The sequence below is a fragment of the Enterobacter sp. RHBSTW-00994 genome, from assembly GCF_013782625.1.
Lineage (GTDB): Bacteria > Pseudomonadota > Gammaproteobacteria > Enterobacterales > Enterobacteriaceae > Enterobacter.
Map to the genome: position 1 here is coordinate 2012447 of NZ_CP056199.1, position 18288 is coordinate 2030734.

Genomic DNA, 18288 nt, shown 5'->3' on the forward strand with positions numbered 1-18288 from the left:
ATTGCGTTCCGCCCAGCAAATCTGCTGTTTATTACTTTGAGGTATAAGAAATTCTTTTTTGGTCATTTAAAACCTGGTAACGCCTGTTTACACTCATTTGGACATCCATACTGCTAAACCGCTATATGCGTAACGGATAAAGAATAAGAATGATTGTACTCAGGAATATTTCGAAGATTTTTGACAACGGAAAAGTGGCACTGACTGCCGTTGATAACGTCAATTTGACGGTAGAGCAGGGACAAATTTACGGCATTATTGGCTACAGTGGCGCGGGTAAAAGCACCCTGATCCGCCTGCTTAACGGCCTGGAAAAGCCCAGCGCCGGAAGTGTCACCATTAATGGGCAGGATATCTCCGCCGCAAAAGGGGAAGCACTGCGTCAGGCACGGCTGAAAATCAGCATGGTGTTCCAGCACTTTAACCTGCTGTGGTCAAGGACGGTAAACGAGAATATCGCCTTCTCTATGCAGATTGCTGGTGTACCAAAAGCCAAAATTAATGCCCGCGTGGCAGAACTTGTCGACCTGGTTGGGCTGAAAGGCCGCGAAAATGCGTATCCGTCACAGCTCAGTGGCGGGCAAAAACAGCGTGTGGGGATTGCGCGCGCACTGGCCAATAACCCGGATGTGCTGTTGTGCGACGAGGCCACCTCAGCGCTCGACCCGCAAACCACCGATCAGATCCTCGATCTGCTGCTCGATATTAACCGTCGTTTCAAACTGACCATCGTGTTGATCACCCATGAGATGCACGTAGTGCGTAAAATCTGCGACCGGGTTGCGGTGATGGAAAACGGCAAAGTAGTGGAAGAAGGTGACGTGTTGAGCGTATTCACCCATCCCCAGCAGCCAATCACACAACAATTTGTGCGTCAGGTGAGCCAGTATGCCGAAGATGAGACCTTCAATTCGGAACTGGCGAGCGAGCTGGAAGGCTCGGTTATCAAACTGACCTTCACCGGACACAGTACACATAAGCCTGTCGTCGGGGAGCTGACGCTCCGCTACGGCCTGCCGTTTAACATCCTGCACGGGAAAATGACACAAACTGCCCATGGTGTTTTTGGACAATTATGGGTGCACGTTGTGGCATCCGAAGAACAACTGAACAATATCCTCGCCGATCTGCAGCACAGCGATATTGACGGCGAGGTGATTAAACATGGCTGAGAATCTCTTTCCACACCTGAAGTGGGATCAACTCTGGGCGGCAACGCAGGAGACGCTGTACATGACCGCGCTCTCCGGTGTGGCGACGTTTGTCCTCGGTATCGTGCTTGGTCTGGCGCTGTTCTTAACCGCACGCGGCGGGTTGTTCCACAACCGCACGGTGTACAGCGTGATTTCGATTGTGGTGAACGTGTTCCGATCCATCCCGTTCATTATTTTGATTGTGTTGTTGATCCCCTTCACCAAAACCATCGTCGGCACGATCCTGGGCGCAAACGCGGCCCTGCCGGCTCTGATTGTGGGAGCCGCGCCATTCTACGCACGTCTGGTTGAGATTGCCCTGCGCGAAGTGGACAAAGGGGTGATTGAAGCAACACGCTCTATGGGCGCTCGACTGAGTACCTTAGTTTTTCGGGTTTTACTGCCTGAATCATCACCTGCTCTGGTCTCAGGCATCACGGTGACGCTGATTGCACTGGTGAGCTACAGCGCAATGGCGGGGGTGATTGGGGCGGGCGGTTTGGGAAATCTGGCTTATCTGGAAGGATTCCAGCGCAACCATGGTGACGTCACGCTGGTGGCAACGGTGACCATTCTAATCATCGTTTTCATTATCCAGTTCTGCGGCGACATCATTACTTCACTGTTAGACAAAAGATAATCTCTAATAACACACAGGAACCATCATCATGAAAAAGACACTGACACTGATCGCCGCAGCAACCCTGAGTGCCCTGAGCTTTGCCGCCTGGGCGGATACCCTGACGGTGGGCGCATCCAACACGCCGCACGCTGAAATTCTGGAGCAGGCGAAACCGATTCTGGCTAAGCAGGGTATCGATCTGGAGATTAAACCCTTCCAGGACTACATTCTGCCAAACACTGCGCTGGCGGGCCGTGACATCGATGCCAACTATTTCCAGCACATTCCGTATCTGAACAGCGTTCTGAAAGACCATGCTGGCGATAAAGATTACGATTTTGTCAGTGCCGGTGCGATTCACATTGAGCCAATTGGTATTTATTCCAAAAAATACAAATCGCTGAAAGATCTGCCGGAAGGCGGCAAAATCATCATGCGTGATGCCGTGTCTGAAGAGGGCCGCATTCTCTCTATCTTCGAAAAAGAGGGCGTGATCAAGCTGAAGCCGGGCATTGATAAAGTGACCGCGCGTATCAGCGATATCGTTGAGAACCCGAAAAAACTGCAGTTCACGCCAAATGTTGAAGCGTCTCTGTTGCCACAGATGTACAACAACGACGAAGGTGCAGCGGTGGTGATCAACGCCAACTACGCAATTGATGCGGGTCTGGATCCGGTTCATGATCCGATTGCCGTTGAAAGCGGTGAAAATAACCCGTATGCCAACATCATTACCGTACACCGTGGCGACGAGAAGAAAAAAGACATCGTTGCGCTGGTGAGTGTGCTGCACTCGAAAGAAATTCAGGACTGGATCCGCACTAAATACAAAGGTGCTGTTATCCCTGTAAACAACTAATCATTTGATTTTATGAATGAAGCCCGGTGAGTCTCTCACCGGGCTTCTTTTTTGTATCCAGCCGATGAATCATTTAAGCTGAGTTTTTAGAGCAATGGAGTGATGGCAATGGGCAATGTGACCAAAGACGAAGCGCTGTACCAGGAAATGTGTCGGGTGGTCGGGAAGGTCGTTCTCGAAATGCGTGATTTAGGGCAGGAGCCGAAGCATATTGTGATTGCCGGAGTCTTGCGTACTGCGCTGGCGAACCAGCGCGTCAAACGTAGCGAACTGACAACAGAAGCCATGGAAACGGTGGTTAAAGCGCTGGCCGGTTAAGCCGCCAGCGTTTTGCGAACTGCTCCAGGGAACAGCAGAGCAGGTAGTAGACGACACCCGTAAAGATAAAAATAGCCGCCGGGTAGATTTGTACCCGGTTGTTCACCTGACCTGCCACAGTTGTTAGCTCGGGAACGTTCACGATAAATGCCAGGGACGTGTCTTTCAGCAGGCTGATAAAAATCCCCACCAGAGATGGCGATATATTGCGTAATACCTGCGGGAGCAAAATTCGCCACAGCGTTTGTTGCGTACTGAATCCCTGCGTCAGCGCGGCTTCGTATTGCCCGGTCGGTAATGCGCTCAGCCCGGCTAAAACGGAATGCATCACCGTTGCGGCCGTAAACCACGCGAGGGCCATCGTCACAGTTAGCGCACCAGGCAGATCGCCCCCGGTGATAAGGGGTAGCAGATACCACATCCAGAAAATCACGAAGATAAGCGGGATGCCGCGAATCAGTTCCGCCCACGCAAAGAGTGCTTTGCGAACGATGCCCGGAAAACGCCAGGCAAGTGATGCCAGCCCGATACCTCCTGGAAGGGCTATCGCTGCCGCACCGAGCGCCATCAGCAGCGTCAGTAATACTCCTCCCGGCTCGCCGGTAGCCATTCGTCCCCATAACAAATAATCCAGGTTATCGGTAATGATGCTGAGTCCTGTCATCATGTGTTTTCACTCCCTGTGATGACCGCCGCATGAGGATGGCGACCGGTTCCTTTTTTGGGCGAAGGGCCAAGACGAACCAGCACTAACCCCATGGCGACGCCGGTCAACAGGTAAAGTACGGTCCCGACAGTGAAGGCCTCCAGTGCATGAGCGTTATAGCTTTCGATTTGCCGGACCTGGTAGGTGAGTTCAGCGAAACCAATACCGCTGGCGAGCGAGGAGAGCTTCATCAGATTGAGATATTGCCCGACAACAGGCTGCCAGGCATTTGCAAGCCCTTGCGGCAGAAGGATGTAACGAAAAAGTCGCCAGGGTGAGAACCCTTGCGCCAGTGCCGCTTCGCGTTGCCCCGACGGTACAGCACGCAGACCTGACGCCACTTCCTCGATTAAAAAGGCTGAAGTAAAAACACCCAGTCCCCAGGCTGAGCATAAAAACTCTGGCGTAAACCACCAGACGTCACCCGGCAGGATTGACCAGTTGTGATCAGCATTAACCACGTCACGAAACGTCATCGGTAGCCAGTTCCATGCGGCGAAATACCAGAACAGCAGTTGCACCAGTAACGGCGTATTGCGAAAGAGGGATACCCAGCTACTGACCGCCAGGTGGCCGAGGCGTCCACCAGAGAGACGCAGGAGCATAAGAAGTACGGCCAGCGTACTGGCCAGAACCATGCCCGCCAGCGTGACCCACAACGTGGTCAAAAAACCGGAAAAAATCCACTGCAGAGGTTGTCCGGTTAGCACCCCTTGCCAGTCGAGCGCGGGCATTACAGATGCTCCTGATGAAGGGGATTAAGCACTTTTTGCAGGAAGCGTTGCGCACGGGGATGGGACGGTTGTACGAAGAACTGTTCCGGCGGGGCGGTTTCCAGGATCTGTCCGCCATCGATGAAAACTATCCTGTCGGCAATTTCACGGGCGAACTGCATTTCGTGGGTTACCACTATCATGGTGATCCCGCTGTGGGCGAGGGCTTTCATGACGAATAACACCTCGCCAATCATTTCGGGGTCGAGTGCTGAGGTGGGTTCATCAAACAAAATGATCTGCGGTGACGATGCCAGGGCTCGTGCAATCGCCACGCGTTGTTGCTGTCCACCGGAAAGCTCCGCCGGAAAATGGTGTGCTTTTTCCAGCATGCCCACTTTTTCCAGCAGCGTCAGGGCCTGCGCCTGTGCGGGCTCTGACGTCCAGCCATGCACATGTTCCAGCGCCAGAGTGATGTTTTGGCTGGCGGTCAGGTGAGCGTAAAGATTAAATTGCTGGAAGACGAACCCCACGCGGCTGCGAAGCTGGCGCAGGGCTGCACCAGAGAGCTGCGAGGTGGGTTTGTTGTCGACCAGAATCTCTCCGCCGTTAAGGGTTTCAAGCTGGTTGATAAGACGGATTAGCGTGGATTTACCGGAGCCCGACGGGCCCAGTATGGCGACAACTTCGCCGGGGCTAATGGTGAGGTTAATACCGTTTAACACGTGGTGAGCGCCGTAACTTTTGACGACATGTTGAAACTCAACGCTGGCGTGTTCCAGATGTGAAAAATCCGCGGCACGGGCCGCGGAGCGTGAAAATAAACCTGAGAGCATATTACTGGGCTTCTATTTTAAAGGCGCGTGGCTGTGGGGATTGTGTTTGTGGACCAAACCAGACGTCGTAGATTTTGGCGGCCTGGCCATTCTTCTCCAGATTAACCAGCTCATCATTGACGGCTTTCAGCAGCGCGGTTTCTCCTTTTTTTACCCCAACGCCGATCTCTTCTTTGCTGAGCAGATCAGGCAGAATTTTAAAGTTGGCTTTATCCGGAGCCTGAGCCAGCAGGCCTGCCAGGATCGTGCTGTCCTGAGTGATCGCCTGCACATTGCCGTTACGCAGTGCCGTCAGTGCCAATGGAATATCATCATAAGAGAGGACGCGAGACTGCGGGAAACGCTGGTGCAGAGCCTGTTCGCCTGTTGTCCCTTTTACTGCACCAATACGTGATTTACTGTAAGCATCAAGCGTATCCGCCGATTTTGCCGGAACCAGGAACTGCTGGCCGGTGACAAAATAAGGGGTGGAGAAATCAATAACCTGTGCGCGCTCTGGCGTGATGGTGATATCTGCCACAATCAGGTCCGCTTTTCCTGACTGCAGCAAAGGAATGCGGTTAGCCGGGTTGGTCGCAACCAGTTCCAGCTTCACGCCAAGTGTTTTTGCCAGCGCTTTGGCGAAATCGACGTCGTAACCAACGATGTCGTGGGTTTTGGCATCGATGGAACCAAAGGGTGGGTTAGCGTCAAATGTAGCGACTTTTACCACGCCTGCCGCCTTGATATCCGCCAGCTGGTCGGCCTGAACCTGCGTTGAAAGAATGCCACCTGTCGCCAGTAAACCCAGAGCCAGTACCAGCTGCTGATAAGATTTTTTGTATGCTGCCATAGTATTACGTCTTCCCGTCGTTTTTGTTTTGTCCTGATACGCTCCCATAAGCGATACCTATCGCCAAATAAGAAATCGTTCTTTGCTATAAGAAAAAAAGCATTAGTGAACAGAGTGTTATCGATGAGTAAATGAAAGGCGGGCTATTTGCAAATCCTGCACATACACAGTTGATATTCGTATTTCCCTGGCAATGAATTTGGGTGTTTAACTGAGTGCAGGTTGAACAACAAAGGTAAAGGCGATGAAAAAGTGGATAAGCACGTTACGGCGGTTTTTTGTAACCCGATCAGCAAATGCGGAGAACAGTGCGCAACGTGTTCTTGAGTCGATATTACCTGTTGCCAGCCTGTACGGCGTGGATATCGCGAATATTGATCCGGAGTGGTTCCATGACAAAACGTCACGCTGAACTTCGCCAGACGCGCGAAATGTACTGGAATGAGGTGTGCTGAGGTCATGCCTCTGTTTCGCCAGGCAAGCGCTGTTTGTTAACGCGGTTGTTCTTTGAGAACGTCTATTAATGCACGTGTGTTGGCGGTGCTATTTTCTTTTCTCCAGATAAGTTCAGTCGTTATTTGACTGAATGCTGTTTCAAAAGGATGAATATCTACACAGCCTGATATGTGAAATGTATCGAAAAGTGATTCAGGAATAACGCCAATTCCCATACCCCCACTGACCCCTCCAAGAATGGCATGGTAAGACGACATGACGGCTATCCGATGAGGATTTACCTGATGATGCCTGAACCATGATGTTAAGCGATCGCGATAGGAGCAGCCGTCCTGAAAGACCAGCAACGTCTCCTCAATGAGGTCCAGCGGGGAGGCAATTGAGTGGTAACCAGACGCTGTAACGATCACCAACTTTTCGTCGAAAGCCGGAAATCGCTCCAGTCTCTCATCATGCGGGGCATCAGCGATGAATGCGGCATCCAGTTCATAATCCAGGATCGAACGGTACAGAGTGCTACTGATACCCGTTACGAGTTCAATAGCAATCTCCCGATGCCGTTTGTAGAGGAGAGTCAACGGCGTGGGTAACCGCGTTGCCGCCATACTGTCTAACGCACCTAATCTGAGTGTTCCACCTGGCAAAGTGTGGGTGGCTTGTTGTTCTGCGGAGGACACCAGCCTGACAATCTGCAGTGCGTTTTCATAAAGGACTTTGCACGTACTGGTAGGAATGAAACGCCTATTTTCTTTTATAAATAATGTGTTACCCAGTTCGCTCTCGATATTTTGTAACCGGGTGGTAATGGCCGATGGGACTCGCCCAAGAGACTGTGCAGCTTCACTGATACTCCCTTTTTCCACAAGGGCGATAATTGTACGAAAGTCAGATATGTCCACATTTTTCTCCATAATTGAATTGTAGATGCAATATTATTCAATTGAATTGAAAATTCATATTCTTTATCGTCAAAGGAAAGGTCATTCTCGTCCTGATGATGGCGAGGAAAGATGATGAACACTGAATCCAAAAAGGCAGCAAACTCTATGTCGATACTTCCCAGGGTTTTCATTATTCAGACAGGCACACCCCCGGAGCCCATCCGGGAGCAACATGGCGATTTGCCCCATTGGTTTTGCAACGCGTTGGACATCGAGCCAGACAGGATCGAGGTGGTGAAGGTTTTTGAAGGCGCAGAGTTACCGAAGCCCGATGCCGGTAGTGTGGCAGTGATTACCGGCTCATGGGACATGGTGACGGACAAACTCCCCTGGAGTGAACTTACAGCGGAGTGGATACGGCACGCAATAAGTGCTGGCATGGGGCTGTTTGGTGTCTGCTACGGGCATCAGCTCATTGCGTATGCGTTGGGCGGTATCGTGGATTACCACCCGGATGGACGGGAAGTCGGATGCCATGACATCTCGTTGAATCAGGCGGGAAGGGATGATCCCCTGGTTGGGCAATTTCCCCAACGTTTTAAAGCACATTTGACCCACATGCAGACTGTCATTTCATTACCTCCGGGCGCACAGGTGCTGGCGTCCTCTGCGCATGACCCGCATCAGATCGTTCGCTACGGACCTAAGGTTCTCTCAACCCAATTTCATCCTGAATTTACCCGGGACGTTGCAGATTCACTCATTGATATTCGTACGGATGTCTTGCGTCAGGAGGGCCGAGATCCTGCTGCGATCCGCCGTTCGCTTTCGGATACCGTCGAGGCCAGGGAACTACTGCCGTTGTTTATCAACATGTGTGTGCAGAAATAATCAGGATGTAACATGAAAAAGTTGGGACTGATTGGCGGTACAGGGCCAGAATCGACACTTCTGTATTATCGAAAGTTTGTGTATGAGGCCAATAAACGTGTGGGAGATACCTACTTTCCCCCTCTGACGATCGAAAGTATTAACGTTTACAACGTGCTGGATATGTGTGCCCGTCAGGAGTACGTCGGCCTGATCGATTATCTTTTACAGGCAATACATAATTTGATCGCGGCAGGTGCAGAGGTGATTGCCTTAACAGGCAATACACCACACATCGTCTTTGATGAACTGAGGGTTCGTTCCCCTGTGCCATTAGTGAGTATTATTGAATCAACTTGCGAAGTGGCTATTGCGCAGCAACGGAAAAAAATCGGATTGCTGGGGACTCGTTTCACAATGGAGGCGGATTTCTTTAAGAAACCGTTTCTGGATAACGGGATTGAGGTGGTTATCCCTTCGGCCACCGAGCGAGACTTCATTGCTGGCAGTATTCATCACGAACTCGAAAGAGGGATCGTGACCGTAGCAACCCGCGAGACGTTTATTGCCGTGGTCGAAAGGATGTACAACGATGAGAATATCGATGCAGTCGTTTTGGGTTGTACCGAACTGCCGTTATTATTCGCTGACGTCAGGCTACCCGTTGCGGCACTGGACACCGTCGATATTCATCTTGACGCCCTGTTTAAGGCGCTGGTTTAAGTGACGCACAAGGGCCCTTAATCGGGCCGCCAGATGGGCGGTGAACCGATAAATTCACGCAGTGCATCAAGAAAAACGGTGACGCGCGCCGGAGGATGCCGCAGTGCGCGCAGGGCGTAGATCCCGGTCGACGCCTGAGGCTGCGCCGACCACTCAGGAAAGAGTTGACGCAATACCCCTTGCTTAATGTCGTGACCCACAACCCAGTCTGGCAGGTAAGCGATCCCCATACCCTCGACGGCGGCCTGGCGCATCGCTTCAAAATCATCGCAGCCAAACATCGGCATTGCCACCTGTCCTCTGGCCGGATGACCAATGATGTTTCCCCAACCCAGCAGGTCTGCACCGTGAAGTTTATCAATGAGACGGTGAGAGGCAATGTCGGCACGTGTTTCCGGCATGCCAGCCTGTGCGAGGTACGTGGGACTTGCGCACAAGACACGTGTTTGCAGGGCGATCCGACTACTAATAAGCGTACTGTCCGCCATTTCACCGATACGAATAACCACATCCAGCCGTTCCGCTACCGGATCTGCCAGCCGCTCCGTGAGATCCAGGTCGAGACTCAGTTCCGGATACTGACGGGCGAGCACTCCCATAACAGGCAACACGTAGCGCTTCCCGAAGGTGGGATAACAGGCAACCCGCAATACGCCGGTGACATCCCCTTTCAACGAGGCCAGCTCCTGCTGAACATCAACCAGTGAATCCAGAATTTGTCGTGCCCGGATGAGCAGCGTTTCGCCTGCATCGGTCAGGGTTAAATGGCGCGTTGAACGCAGAAACAAAGGCGTGTCGAGGTACGCCTCCAGGGCGTCAATCTGTCGTCCTGTTGACGACGGGGTGCGTCCACGGCGACGTCCTGCACCGGAAAAGCTGTTCTCACGGGCGACATCGACAAACACGCCCAGGAATTCTGCAAATTTCTCTGATTGCATCTGTGCATTTCTTGCATAGCTGTTGTGGGGAGACGCCATCTTATCAGTGAATGGTCCAGACCTTAATATTCAGCTCACCGAATGCTCATAGTTAACCTGGTCTATCAGAGGATAAGCATCATGCAGAATGACAATTACGACTCACTTTATCTGTTCATCAATGGCAACTGGCTGGCAGCGGAGCATCGCGATACGGTCGCCGTCGTCAACCCGGCGACGCAAGAGACAATTGGCCGCTTGCCTCTGGCGACTGCAGCAGATCTGGATTTGGCACTGACGGTTGCCAGTGCCAGCTTTAAAACCTGGCGTCGCACCGTGCCAGCAGAACGTGCCCGCATCCTGAAAAATGCAGCAGGTTTAATGCGTGAGCGTATCGAACATATTTCGATGTTAATGACGCTGGAAGAGGGCAAACCGCTTGCGGAAAGTCAGGATGAGGTTCTGCGAGCCGCTGAGTATTTCGAATGGTTCGCTGAAGAGGCGCGCCGTATTGATGGACGTGTGGTTCCTGCAAACCGGCCAGGGGTGTTGCAACTGGTCAAAAGAGAAGCAATTGGGCCGGTGGCTGCATTTACCCCGTGGAATTTCCCGGCAATTACCCCGGCACGCAAACTCTCCGCCGCACTGGCCGCAGGGTGCAGCGTTATTCTGAAACCTGGCGAAGAAAGCCCGGCGACGGCGTTGGCACTGGCGCGTTGTCTGGATGATGCCGGTCTTCCTAAAGGCGTGCTGCAAATTGTCTTTGGCGTGCCGGACCAGGTTTCTGCCACGCTGATCGCCTCCCCGATTATTCGTAAGGTGGCCTTTACCGGGTCCGTCCCTGTCGGGCGTTTGCTTGCGGAGCGCGCTGCGGCAGGCGTTAAACCCATCACGCTGGAGTTGGGTGGTCACGGGCCGGTTCTGGTCTTTGCCGATGCAGACATTGATGCTGCTGCATTCGGTGGGGCGGCTAACCGCTTCCGTGGAACCGGACAGATCTGCATATCGTCAACGCGCTTCCTGATTCAGCGTGATGTATATGACCGCTTTGTCGAGCGATTTGTGTCTGCCACTCAGGCACTGGTTATTGGTGATGGACGACAGGAAACCACTCAGGTGGGGCCGTTAGCCAATCAACGGCAACTGGAAAAAATGGAAGCGCTGGTGGCTGATGCCGTTGCCCAGGGCGCAACTGTGCTCACAGGCGGAAAGCGTATCGATCGCCCCGGCTATTTCTTTGAACCAACGGTGCTCGCCGATGTGCCTATGACTGCACGGATTATGCATGAAGAGCCGTTTGGACCCATTGCCGTGATACGTCCTTTCGACACGCTGACAGATGGCCTTGAGGAGGCTAATCGCCTGCCTTATGCCTTGTCTGCATATGCCTTTACCCGTGATGTCCGTACGGCGATGGATGTCGGTGATGGCCTTGAAGCTGGCATGATCGGCATTAATCAATACCGCATTGTTGCCACTGAACTGCCGTTTGGCGGTATGAAAGAGAGCGGTATTGGCTCAGAAGGTGGGCGCGAAGGGATTGACCATTACCTGACCAACAAATTTATCAGCCAGATCTAACCCCTCTAATTTTTCTGTATACAGAAAGGATAACACCATGAAACCTATCGATTTTACACGCCCGCGTGCGGCGGCTCGTCCCTTCACGCCCAAACTGTCTGACTTTGTTGAACAACCGCTCTATTCAGACGTATGGACCGACGCTGATCTTGCGCCGCGTGACCGCAGCCTGATCACCATCGCCTGCCTGATTGCGCTTAACCACTCAAATGAGTTGCCGGCGCATTTACGCCGCGGTGTAGAAAACGGCCTGACAAAAACGGAACTCTCTGCGCTGATCACCCATATGGCTTTTTACGCTGGTTTTCCGGCTGCCATTACGGCATCAGCCTATGCAAACGCCACTTTTGCTGAAACCGAAAACGAATAAGTCTGAGGAATAAATGATGAAAGCAATAACCTTTGACCAGTTTGGTCCCGCCGATGTTTTAAAAATCAGTGATGTGGCAGAGCCGCAGTGTCGGCCTGATGATTTAGTGGTTCGTGTCCGTGCAGCAGGTGTTAACCGGGCCGACCTGACCCAGCGCCGGGGAGGCTATGGCCGGCCTGATTTCGGTGACTCCACGCTGATGGGGCTTGAAATTGCCGGAGATGTTATCGCTGTTGGCGAAAAGGCGAAGGGTTACCGTGTTGGTGATCGGGTGATGGGGATTGTTGGCGGAGGGGCCTATGCGGAAATCGCCCGCATTGATTATCGCATGGCGATGCCCATCCCTGAAAACATGGATTACATCCACGCCGCGGCCATTACAGAAGTGTTTGTCACTGCGCACGAGGCCCTGATTCATTTAGGTAAATTGAAACCGGGCGAAACGGTACTGATTCACGCCGGTGCTGGCGGAGTGGGCGGGGCCGCAGTACAACTGGCCCACGCAACCGGTGCGACAGTGATTACGACGGCGAAGCGTGAGGCACATGAACAGGTTCATCGCCTGGGAGCGGATCATGCGATTGACTATGTTAATGAGGACTTTTCGAATGTTGTCGCCCGTTTGACCGAAGGACGCGGAGTGGATGTTATTCTGGACTTTATTGGCGCGCCCTATTTTGAACGCAATGTGAATGCGCTGAACTTTGGTGGACGGCTGGTGCAGATTGGCATTATGGGGGGCGTGGAAAATGCCCGCATCCCGCTGGAGAGAGTGTTGTATCGCCACCTGCAGATCATGGGAACGGTGATGAAATCCCGGTCGCAGGAGGTTAAGCATGAGATGTCACGCCGTTTCAAAGCGCGCTGGTTATCTCACTTTGGTGAAGCGGGGCTTAATCCTGTTATTGACAGCGTATTTCCACTGGCTGAGGCAGGAAAGGCGCACCAGAGAATGGAAGACGGACTGAATGTCGGCAAGATTGTTTTGACGATGACAGAGTGAGTTTCCGCTAACAATAGCCGCCTTCATCAGAAGGCGGATAAAAAAACACCGGCACAATGTCCGGTGTTGAGTGATTCAGAGATCAGATCTTACAGGCATCGCCACAATCATCATCTGCCACAATGGCCTGCGCTTTCTTGTCGGCATCATCCAGACGTTCTGCATTGCGTTCTTCTGCTTCATCCAGTCCGTTAAACACCAGATTGTCGAGATCAATTTCCATCATTTACCTGCTTTTTCGGTTTTTGCTGTCGACACAGTATAGGGTAAAAAAACGGGGCAATGTACCCACCAGAATGCGGAACAGCCAGAAGTGCAAAGTCAGTGAAGAGATTGTCAGGTGGTCGGGTCAGCAATAAAAGTCTTGTATGATGTTAAGCGGGATAGGTAAACTTTAACAACGTGATCACAGTCACGCCTAAACTAAAACAGATCAAAGAGACATTACTATGCAACATATCATTGAAGGTTTTCTCAGCTTTCAAAAAGAAGTTTTCCCGCAACGTAAAGAGCTCTTTCGCAGTTTAGCGTCCAGCCAGAATCCCAAAGCGTTGTTTATATCTTGCTCTGACAGTCGTCTGGTTCCAGAGCTGGTCACTCAGCAAGAACCGGGACAGCTCTTTGTCATTCGTAACGCTGGTAATATTGTGCCACCTTTTGGTCCAGAACCGGGCGGTGTATCAGCGACGATCGAATATGCCGTTGTCGCGTTGGGTGTTACCGATATTGTGATTTGCGGACACTCTAACTGTGGGGCAATGAAGGCGATTGCCGATAATGCGAACCTGGATCCGATGCCTGCAGTTTCTCATTGGTTGCGTTATTCCGATGCGGCGAAAGCAGTGGTCGAAAACAAAACCTGGGGTAACGAGACCGACAAAGTGAACGCGATGGTTCAGGAGAACGTGTTTGCGCAGCTGAGCAATATCAAAACCCATCCATCAGTTGCTGTGGGTCTGCGTAATAACTCCATTCGCCTGCATGGCTGGGTTTACGATATTGAGAGCGGTGACATTCGTGCTCTGGATAAAGACACAAAAACATTTGTGTCGCTGTCTGATAACCCGGACGTTTACTTCGAGTAAACCCCGCATTTCTGGGGCAAGGATGCCCTGTCAATCATCGCCATAAAGCCATTTTCTGCGTAATCTGGATGCGGGTTTTTCTGCCGCTTTTGCCATCGCTTCGCCCGTGCTGGCACACTCCTCCAGCCCCTGAATAAAGGGACGATCGTGCATCAGCCACGGGATCGCTCCAAAGGTAATCCTGCCACGAAGCAGGGCCGGTTCTCTGAAGGTATAATCTTCGCCTATCTCTGGGATCTCTTCTCCCACGGACTGAAGGTGTTTACGCAATGAAGGGAAGGGCAGATCTTTCGTTTTTAGCGGTTTTTGTCCACGGGCATCAATAAACACGTCGAATTCCCAGGTGTTATCGCGGGTCGTAATGACGGTACTGTCGTCCTTGATATCCAGTTCATAATCATCTCCCAGGGCCAGAACGCTGATGATTCCTGCTTCCCGAAGTGCCAGAAGCCTGCGAATAGACTGCGACGGAATGGCGGCATAATTATCGATAAAGACGCGCGCGAGCCCGTTCCTGAAGCGTTCTTTGTCCCGTTCATTGAGGTAAGGAACACTATCCTGCACAACCTCATGCAGCCGAAGTACGGCGTAACGCCAGGCAACCGTTCGTCTGCTCCGTTTGTTTTGCTCAACTTCGTGCAGGTTCTCTTCTGCCCACAAAAACGGATCGTGCTTTTTACGCTCTGCGAACCAGGCTTCACGGACAGTGTCTGCATCCAGTGTATGAAGAGAGATGGCTTCGCTCCACACGGGGTCGGCGAGGGCGATCTCTTCCACCATCAGCGCAAATATTCTGTCGAGTAGCCCTTCACTGCCTCTGGCTATTTCCGTTTCGATGACCTCTAGAGTCAGTACTGAAAGGGGATCATAAGGGATAGGACAATAAAAATCGGCTTCGGGCAGGATCCCGGTTCGGGACATCAGCACGATTTTTAACGGCTGGCTTGCGTCATCCAACCTGAATGCATTTTCAACAAATTCGCCATGCTGAATAGCCACCGCCATCGCCGCATCCAGTCCGCTCAGGGACGCTCCCATAATGCCCACATGACAGGCACAGATTTTGGCATCCATTAGCCCGGACCAGGGGCTGGGGAAGAACGTCGGGCTTGCATCATCATCCGACCAGACGTGCCCGGTGGCGATAACGGCAAGGTCATACGTGTCAGGAAAAAGTGTGTCGTTTACCGAGAGCGTTACCCCGTCAGAGGTGACGTCAAGATCGGTGACTAACGATGATTCGTGTATTTGTACCTGAAACCCGATTTTTTTAGCCTCTGCCACTACCGCCAGAAAACGATCACGGAAGTATTCCCCCAACAGAATTCGGGGCAAGAATTGTCGGTCGTGGAGAGTGGATTTCCTGATGTCAAAACGGGTCAGATGCGCTTCTGGCTGATTTTTTAGCCAGTCGAGATAGGTAATGAAAATCGGAGGAATTTCAATGCTGGCAATGTTCGCCAGCATCAGACGCGAATTGTCTTCACCGTTGTAAGGCATACCTACGCCTGCTTTATTCGTTTGTTCAAAAACAGTGACGGCAAGTGGTGATTTGCTTTTCAGCAGAGAATAGAAGGTATAAATGCCCGTAGGGCCAGCGCCAATAATCGCGATCCTGAACATCGCTATTTTTCCTGCCTGTTTTGCCATGAGAAAAGCGTAGCAGGACACGTGTCGCTAAATTCGATTATGGGGAATATTTAGGATAAATAGAGAGAATTTGCACCATTTCAGGACTGAAATGGTGCGTCCGAGTGGACTCGAACCACCGACCCCCACCATGTCAAGGTGGTGCTCTAACCAACTGAGCTACGGACGCAGAATGGTGCGTTCAATTGGACTCGAACCAACGACCCCCACCATGTCAAGGTGGTGCTCTAACCAACTGAGCTATGAACGCAACGTGTTGTCTGTGACAACGGGAACGAATATTAGCGGCACAGCCTGGCTGAGGCAAGAGGGAAAATGCAATTTTCTCTCAGATTTCACGCGATTGCTTCATTCCCGCGCAAAATGAAGAGAAAGTAGCCGCCTGAGGGCGGCTACTGTGCGCTTAACGTGCAGCGCGTTGCAAAATCACCGTCGAAGGCTGACGTTGCAGGAAGCGCATTCGCAGCATCATCAGAATGGCGGCTGATGTTAACCCAATGATAAAGCCCATCCAGAATCCGGCAGGCCCCATACGGTCAACCACCAGGTCGGTAAGTGCCAGGATGTAACCTGCAGGCAAACCCAGAACCCAATAGGCAATGAAGGTAATAAAGAAAATGGAACGTGTATCTTTATATCCGCGTAACACGCCGCTGCCGATGACCTGAATGGAGTCTGAAATCTGGTAAACCGCCGCCAGCAACATCAGGTGAGAGGCGAGCATCACGACCTCCGGGTTGTCGTTATAGAGCAATGCAATTTGCTCACGGAGTGCGATGGTAAAAAGAGCTGTACAGGCAGCCATGCACACGCCAACGCCCAGTCCTGTTCGTGCCGCAGTTTGCGCGTCGAGTGTTGAGCCTTGCCCCAGTCGGAACCCTACGCGAATTGTCACGGCTGCCGCGAGTGACATTGGCAAGACGAACATGAGAGAACTGAAGTTCAGTGCAATCTGGTGTCCGGCAACGTTCACAATGCCCAACGGGGAAACCAGCAGTGCGACCACTGCAAACAGGGTGACTTCGAAGAACAGGGCGAGCGCGATCGGCAAACCTAACTGGACGAGGCGCTTCAGAATATTCATATCGGGTTTGCTGAAGCGACTTTCATTGCGAATATCACGCATTGAGCGAGCGCGGTTGACATAGGTGATCATGCTAAAGAACATCACCCAGTACACTGCCGCCGTGGCAACGCCACAGCCAACACCACCCAGTTCAGGCATCCCGAAATGGCCGTAAATAAAGATGTAGTTCACCGGGATATTCACCAGCAGACCGATAAACCCCATGACCATGCCCGGTTTCGTTTTTGCCAGACCTTCACACTGGTTACGTGCCACCTGGAAAAAGAGGTAGCCAGGCGCACCCCAGAGCAGTGCTCGCAAATAGCCCACCGCTTTGTCGGCTAATGCCGGATCAATATTATGCATTGCACGGATGATATGGCCTGCGTTCCAGAGTACCACCATGATCAGCACAGAGACCGCACCTGCAAGCCAGAACCCCTGACGCACCTGATGCGCAATGCGTTCGCGTCGACCTGAGCCATTAAGTTGTGCGATAACCGGCGTCATCGCCAGCAACAGGCCGTGGCCGAAAAGGATCGCCGGGAGCCAGATGGATGTACCGATCGCTACCGCGGCCATATCGGTGGCGCTATAACCACCGGCCATGACGGTATCCACAAACCCCATTGCGGTTTGGGCAACTTGCGCGATGATCACTGGTATTGCCAGTGCTAATAACTGACGCGCTTCATTCATGTACTTCTGCACGTGAACACCTTTTGTATTGTTGTTATTTGAAAGACTAAAAAAGCCGCCGTAACTGGCAGCAAGAAGAAAAAATAGGGGGATGCCAGCTATTGTAGCGGGGTTTAACTAATTATCTAGTGAAAAAATCGCCAGAAAATGCGCTCTGCTGGCAACCTGTTTTTCCAACTGTTATTGTGATGGGATTAAACGGTGTCACCACCGTCCGGAAAAAACAGGAGTTGTAAGCATGTTTACTGGTATTGTGCAGGGCACAGCAAAACTGGTGTCCATTGATGAAAAACCTAACTTTCGCACCCACATTGTGGAGCTGCCGGAATATATGCTTGATGGGCTGGAAACTGGAGCATCGGTCGCGCACAACGGATGTTGTCTGACGGTAACCGAAATTAACGGCAACCATATCAGTTTTGATTTAATGAAAGAGACGCTGCGCATCACCAATCTGGGTGAGCTGGCTGTAGGTGATACCGTAAACGTCGAGCGTGCGGCGAAGTTTAGCGACGAAATTGGCGGGCATTTGATGTCGGGCCATATCATGACAACGGCAGAGGTTGCGAAAATCCTGACCTCTGAAAATAACCGTCAAATCTGGTTTAAAGTTCAGGATCCGTTATTAATGAAATACATCCTGTACAAAGGATTTATTGGTATTGATGGTATTAGTCTGACCGTGGGGGAAGTTACACCTACGCGTTTCTGTGTACATTTAATACCAGAGACATTGCAACGCACCACATTGGGCGCGAAAAAACTGGGGCATCGTGTCAATATCGAAATAGATCCCCAGACGCAAGCCGTAGTGGATACCGTTGAACGCGTGCTTGCCGCAAAAGAAGCTGCGGTAAAAAATTCAACCGTTGATGAATAAAAATAACCCCGGATATCCGGGGTTATTT

General features: G+C 51.8%; 21 protein-coding genes and 2 tRNA genes. 12 read left to right on the forward strand and 11 right to left on the reverse strand.

Annotation, left to right across the window (positions count from 1 at the left end):
* Positions 1-149: 149 nt before the first annotated feature.
* From HV346_RS09645 to fumD, 4 genes are all read left to right on the forward strand, one after another.
* Positions 150-1172, forward strand: a complete 1023-nt coding sequence (locus HV346_RS09645; RefSeq protein ID WP_181623267.1) for an ATP-binding cassette domain-containing protein — start codon at positions 150-152, stop codon at positions 1170-1172.
* Entirely contained in the window at positions 1165-1833 is a 669-nt protein-coding gene (locus HV346_RS09650; protein ID WP_181623268.1) for a methionine ABC transporter permease, read from the forward strand. The genes HV346_RS09645 and HV346_RS09650 overlap by 8 nt, the downstream gene beginning before the upstream one ends.
* A 28-nt stretch (positions 1834-1861) precedes the next feature.
* Complete coding sequence (locus HV346_RS09655; protein WP_181623269.1) at positions 1862-2674, forward strand: MetQ/NlpA family ABC transporter substrate-binding protein; 813 nt, start codon at positions 1862-1864, stop codon at positions 2672-2674.
* Positions 2675-2782: 108 nt separating this feature from the next.
* Complete coding sequence (fumD, locus tag HV346_RS09660; protein WP_008500615.1) at positions 2783-2992, forward strand: fumarate hydratase FumD; 210 nt, start codon at positions 2783-2785, stop codon at positions 2990-2992.
* Here the strand turns inward: fumD and HV346_RS09665 are convergent.
* The 4 genes from HV346_RS09665 to HV346_RS09680 are packed head-to-tail and all read right to left on the reverse strand — an operon-like array spanning position 2973 to position 6079.
* A complete protein-coding gene (locus HV346_RS09665) occupies positions 2973-3659 on the reverse strand; it encodes an amino acid ABC transporter permease (RefSeq protein WP_181623270.1) in 687 nt (228 codons plus the stop codon). The two genes, fumD and HV346_RS09665, sit on opposite strands and share 20 nt — an antisense overlap.
* Positions 3656-4432, reverse strand: a complete 777-nt coding sequence (locus HV346_RS09670) for an amino acid ABC transporter permease (RefSeq protein WP_181623271.1) — start codon at positions 4430-4432, stop codon at positions 3656-3658. Before HV346_RS09670 ends, HV346_RS09665 begins: the two co-directional genes overlap by 4 nt.
* On the reverse strand, positions 4432-5247 hold the full coding sequence (locus HV346_RS09675) for an amino acid ABC transporter ATP-binding protein (protein WP_181623272.1): 816 nt from the start codon (positions 5245-5247) through the stop codon (positions 4432-4434). The genes HV346_RS09670 and HV346_RS09675 overlap by 1 nt, the downstream gene beginning before the upstream one ends.
* Before the next feature lies 1 nt (position 5248).
* Positions 5249-6079: an ABC transporter substrate-binding protein gene (locus tag HV346_RS09680; RefSeq protein ID WP_181623273.1), complete on the reverse strand. Its 831-nt coding sequence runs from the start codon at positions 6077-6079 to the stop codon at positions 5249-5251.
* A gap of 244 nt (positions 6080-6323) precedes the next feature.
* Here HV346_RS09680 and HV346_RS09685 point away from each other — a divergent pair, with 244 nt between their 5' ends.
* Positions 6324-6491, forward strand: a complete 168-nt coding sequence (locus HV346_RS09685) for a hypothetical protein (RefSeq protein WP_181623274.1) — start codon at positions 6324-6326, stop codon at positions 6489-6491.
* A gap of 79 nt (positions 6492-6570) precedes the next feature.
* Here HV346_RS09685 and HV346_RS09690 read toward each other — a convergent pair whose 3' ends face one another.
* Positions 6571-7434, reverse strand: a complete 864-nt coding sequence (locus tag HV346_RS09690) for a LysR family transcriptional regulator (RefSeq protein WP_181623275.1) — start codon at positions 7432-7434, stop codon at positions 6571-6573.
* Between the two features lie 147 nt (positions 7435-7581).
* Between HV346_RS09690 and HV346_RS09695 the strand changes: the two genes are divergently transcribed.
* Both HV346_RS09695 and HV346_RS09700 read left to right on the forward strand, forming a co-directional pair.
* Positions 7582-8307, forward strand: a complete 726-nt coding sequence (locus tag HV346_RS09695; RefSeq protein WP_181623276.1) for a glutamine amidotransferase — start codon at positions 7582-7584, stop codon at positions 8305-8307.
* Between the two features lie 12 nt (positions 8308-8319).
* A complete protein-coding gene (locus tag HV346_RS09700) occupies positions 8320-9009 on the forward strand; it encodes an amino acid racemase (RefSeq protein WP_181623277.1) in 690 nt (229 codons plus the stop codon).
* Positions 9010-9026: 17 nt separating this feature from the next.
* Here the strand turns inward: HV346_RS09700 and HV346_RS09705 are convergent, their stop codons facing one another.
* On the reverse strand, positions 9027-9947 hold the full coding sequence (locus HV346_RS09705; protein WP_181623278.1) for a LysR family transcriptional regulator: 921 nt from the start codon (positions 9945-9947) through the stop codon (positions 9027-9029).
* A gap of 120 nt (positions 9948-10067) precedes the next feature.
* On the opposite strand from HV346_RS09705, the gene HV346_RS09710 reads away from it, so the two are divergent.
* Genes HV346_RS09710 through HV346_RS09720 form a run of 3 tightly spaced genes read left to right on the forward strand, consistent with a single transcriptional unit; the run spans position 10068 to position 12880 of the window.
* Positions 10068-11507 carry an NAD-dependent succinate-semialdehyde dehydrogenase gene (locus HV346_RS09710; RefSeq protein ID WP_181623279.1) on the forward strand — a complete coding sequence of 480 codons (1440 nt, stop codon included), beginning with the start codon at positions 10068-10070 and terminating at the stop codon, positions 11505-11507.
* 37 nt (positions 11508-11544) lie between these two features.
* Complete coding sequence (locus HV346_RS09715; RefSeq protein WP_181623280.1) at positions 11545-11877, forward strand: carboxymuconolactone decarboxylase family protein; 333 nt, start codon at positions 11545-11547, stop codon at positions 11875-11877.
* 13 nt (positions 11878-11890) lie between these two features.
* A complete protein-coding gene (locus HV346_RS09720) occupies positions 11891-12880 on the forward strand; it encodes an NAD(P)H-quinone oxidoreductase (RefSeq protein WP_249415136.1) in 990 nt (329 codons plus the stop codon).
* An 82-nt stretch (positions 12881-12962) separates the two neighbouring features.
* Here the strand turns inward: HV346_RS09720 and HV346_RS09725 are convergent, their stop codons facing one another.
* On the reverse strand, positions 12963-13103 hold the full coding sequence (locus HV346_RS09725) for a hypothetical protein (protein ID WP_003857665.1): 141 nt from the start codon (positions 13101-13103) through the stop codon (positions 12963-12965).
* Positions 13104-13329: 226 nt separating this feature from the next.
* Between HV346_RS09725 and HV346_RS09730 the strand changes: the two genes are divergently transcribed.
* The gene (locus HV346_RS09730) at positions 13330-13965 is read left to right on the forward strand and encodes a carbonic anhydrase (RefSeq protein WP_181623281.1); all 636 of its coding nucleotides are present in this window, start codon (positions 13330-13332) and stop codon (positions 13963-13965) included.
* A gap of 30 nt (positions 13966-13995) precedes the next feature.
* Here HV346_RS09730 and HV346_RS09735 read toward each other — a convergent pair whose 3' ends face one another.
* From HV346_RS09735 to mdtK, 4 genes are all read right to left on the reverse strand, one after another.
* Positions 13996-15588: an FAD-NAD(P)-binding protein gene (locus HV346_RS09735; RefSeq protein WP_181623282.1), complete on the reverse strand. Its 1593-nt coding sequence runs from the start codon at positions 15586-15588 to the stop codon at positions 13996-13998.
* A 119-nt stretch (positions 15589-15707) separates the two neighbouring features.
* Positions 15708-15784, reverse strand: a tRNA-Val gene (locus HV346_RS09740).
* 4 nt (positions 15785-15788) lie between these two features.
* Positions 15789-15865: transfer RNA gene (locus tag HV346_RS09745), tRNA-Val, on the reverse strand.
* Between the two features lie 153 nt (positions 15866-16018).
* Positions 16019-17392, reverse strand: a complete 1374-nt coding sequence (gene mdtK / locus HV346_RS09750) for an MdtK family multidrug efflux MATE transporter (protein WP_181623283.1) — start codon at positions 17390-17392, stop codon at positions 16019-16021.
* Positions 17393-17618: 226 nt separating this feature from the next.
* Here mdtK and HV346_RS09755 point away from each other — a divergent pair, with 226 nt between their 5' ends.
* A complete protein-coding gene (locus HV346_RS09755) occupies positions 17619-18260 on the forward strand; it encodes a riboflavin synthase subunit alpha (protein ID WP_181623284.1) in 642 nt (213 codons plus the stop codon).
* Positions 18261-18288: the final 28 nt, after the last annotated feature.

Bases quoted from the DNA above. Each gene is read 5' to 3' on its own strand.
- HV346_RS09645 (WP_181623267.1), top strand. From the start codon at position 150: ATGATTGTACTCAGGAATATTTCGAAGATTTTTGACAACGGAAAAGTG.
- HV346_RS09655 (WP_181623269.1), top strand. From the start codon at position 1,862: ATGAAAAAGACACTGACACTGATCGCCGCAGCAACCCTGAGTGCCCTG.
- HV346_RS09720 (WP_249415136.1), top strand. From the start codon at position 11,891: ATGATGAAAGCAATAACCTTTGACCAGTTTGGTCCCGCCGATGTTTTA.
- HV346_RS09730 (WP_181623281.1), top strand. From the start codon at position 13,330: ATGCAACATATCATTGAAGGTTTTCTCAGCTTTCAAAAAGAAGTTTTC.
- HV346_RS09700 (WP_181623277.1), top strand. From the start codon at position 8,320: ATGAAAAAGTTGGGACTGATTGGCGGTACAGGGCCAGAATCGACACTT.
- HV346_RS09695 (WP_181623276.1), top strand. From the start codon at position 7,582: ATGTCGATACTTCCCAGGGTTTTCATTATTCAGACAGGCACACCCCCG.
- HV346_RS09670 (WP_181623271.1), bottom strand. From the start codon at position 4,432: ATGCCCGCGCTCGACTGGCAAGGGGTGCTAACCGGACAACCTCTGCAG.
- HV346_RS09715 (WP_181623280.1), top strand. From the start codon at position 11,545: ATGAAACCTATCGATTTTACACGCCCGCGTGCGGCGGCTCGTCCCTTC.
- HV346_RS09680 (WP_181623273.1), bottom strand. From the start codon at position 6,079: ATGGCAGCATACAAAAAATCTTATCAGCAGCTGGTACTGGCTCTGGGT.
- HV346_RS09705 (WP_181623278.1), bottom strand. From the start codon at position 9,947: ATGCAATCAGAGAAATTTGCAGAATTCCTGGGCGTGTTTGTCGATGTC.
- HV346_RS09725 (WP_003857665.1), bottom strand. From the start codon at position 13,103: ATGGAAATTGATCTCGACAATCTGGTGTTTAACGGACTGGATGAAGCA.
- HV346_RS09650 (WP_181623268.1), top strand. From the start codon at position 1,165: ATGGCTGAGAATCTCTTTCCACACCTGAAGTGGGATCAACTCTGGGCG.
- HV346_RS09685 (WP_181623274.1), top strand. From the start codon at position 6,324: ATGAAAAAGTGGATAAGCACGTTACGGCGGTTTTTTGTAACCCGATCA.
- HV346_RS09675 (WP_181623272.1), bottom strand. From the start codon at position 5,247: ATGCTCTCAGGTTTATTTTCACGCTCCGCGGCCCGTGCCGCGGATTTT.
- HV346_RS09710 (WP_181623279.1), top strand. From the start codon at position 10,068: ATGCAGAATGACAATTACGACTCACTTTATCTGTTCATCAATGGCAAC.
- HV346_RS09755 (WP_181623284.1), top strand. From the start codon at position 17,619: ATGTTTACTGGTATTGTGCAGGGCACAGCAAAACTGGTGTCCATTGAT.
- HV346_RS09665 (WP_181623270.1), bottom strand. From the start codon at position 3,659: ATGATGACAGGACTCAGCATCATTACCGATAACCTGGATTATTTGTTA.
- HV346_RS09735 (WP_181623282.1), bottom strand. From the start codon at position 15,588: ATGTTCAGGATCGCGATTATTGGCGCTGGCCCTACGGGCATTTATACC.
- fumD (WP_008500615.1), top strand. From the start codon at position 2,783: ATGGGCAATGTGACCAAAGACGAAGCGCTGTACCAGGAAATGTGTCGG.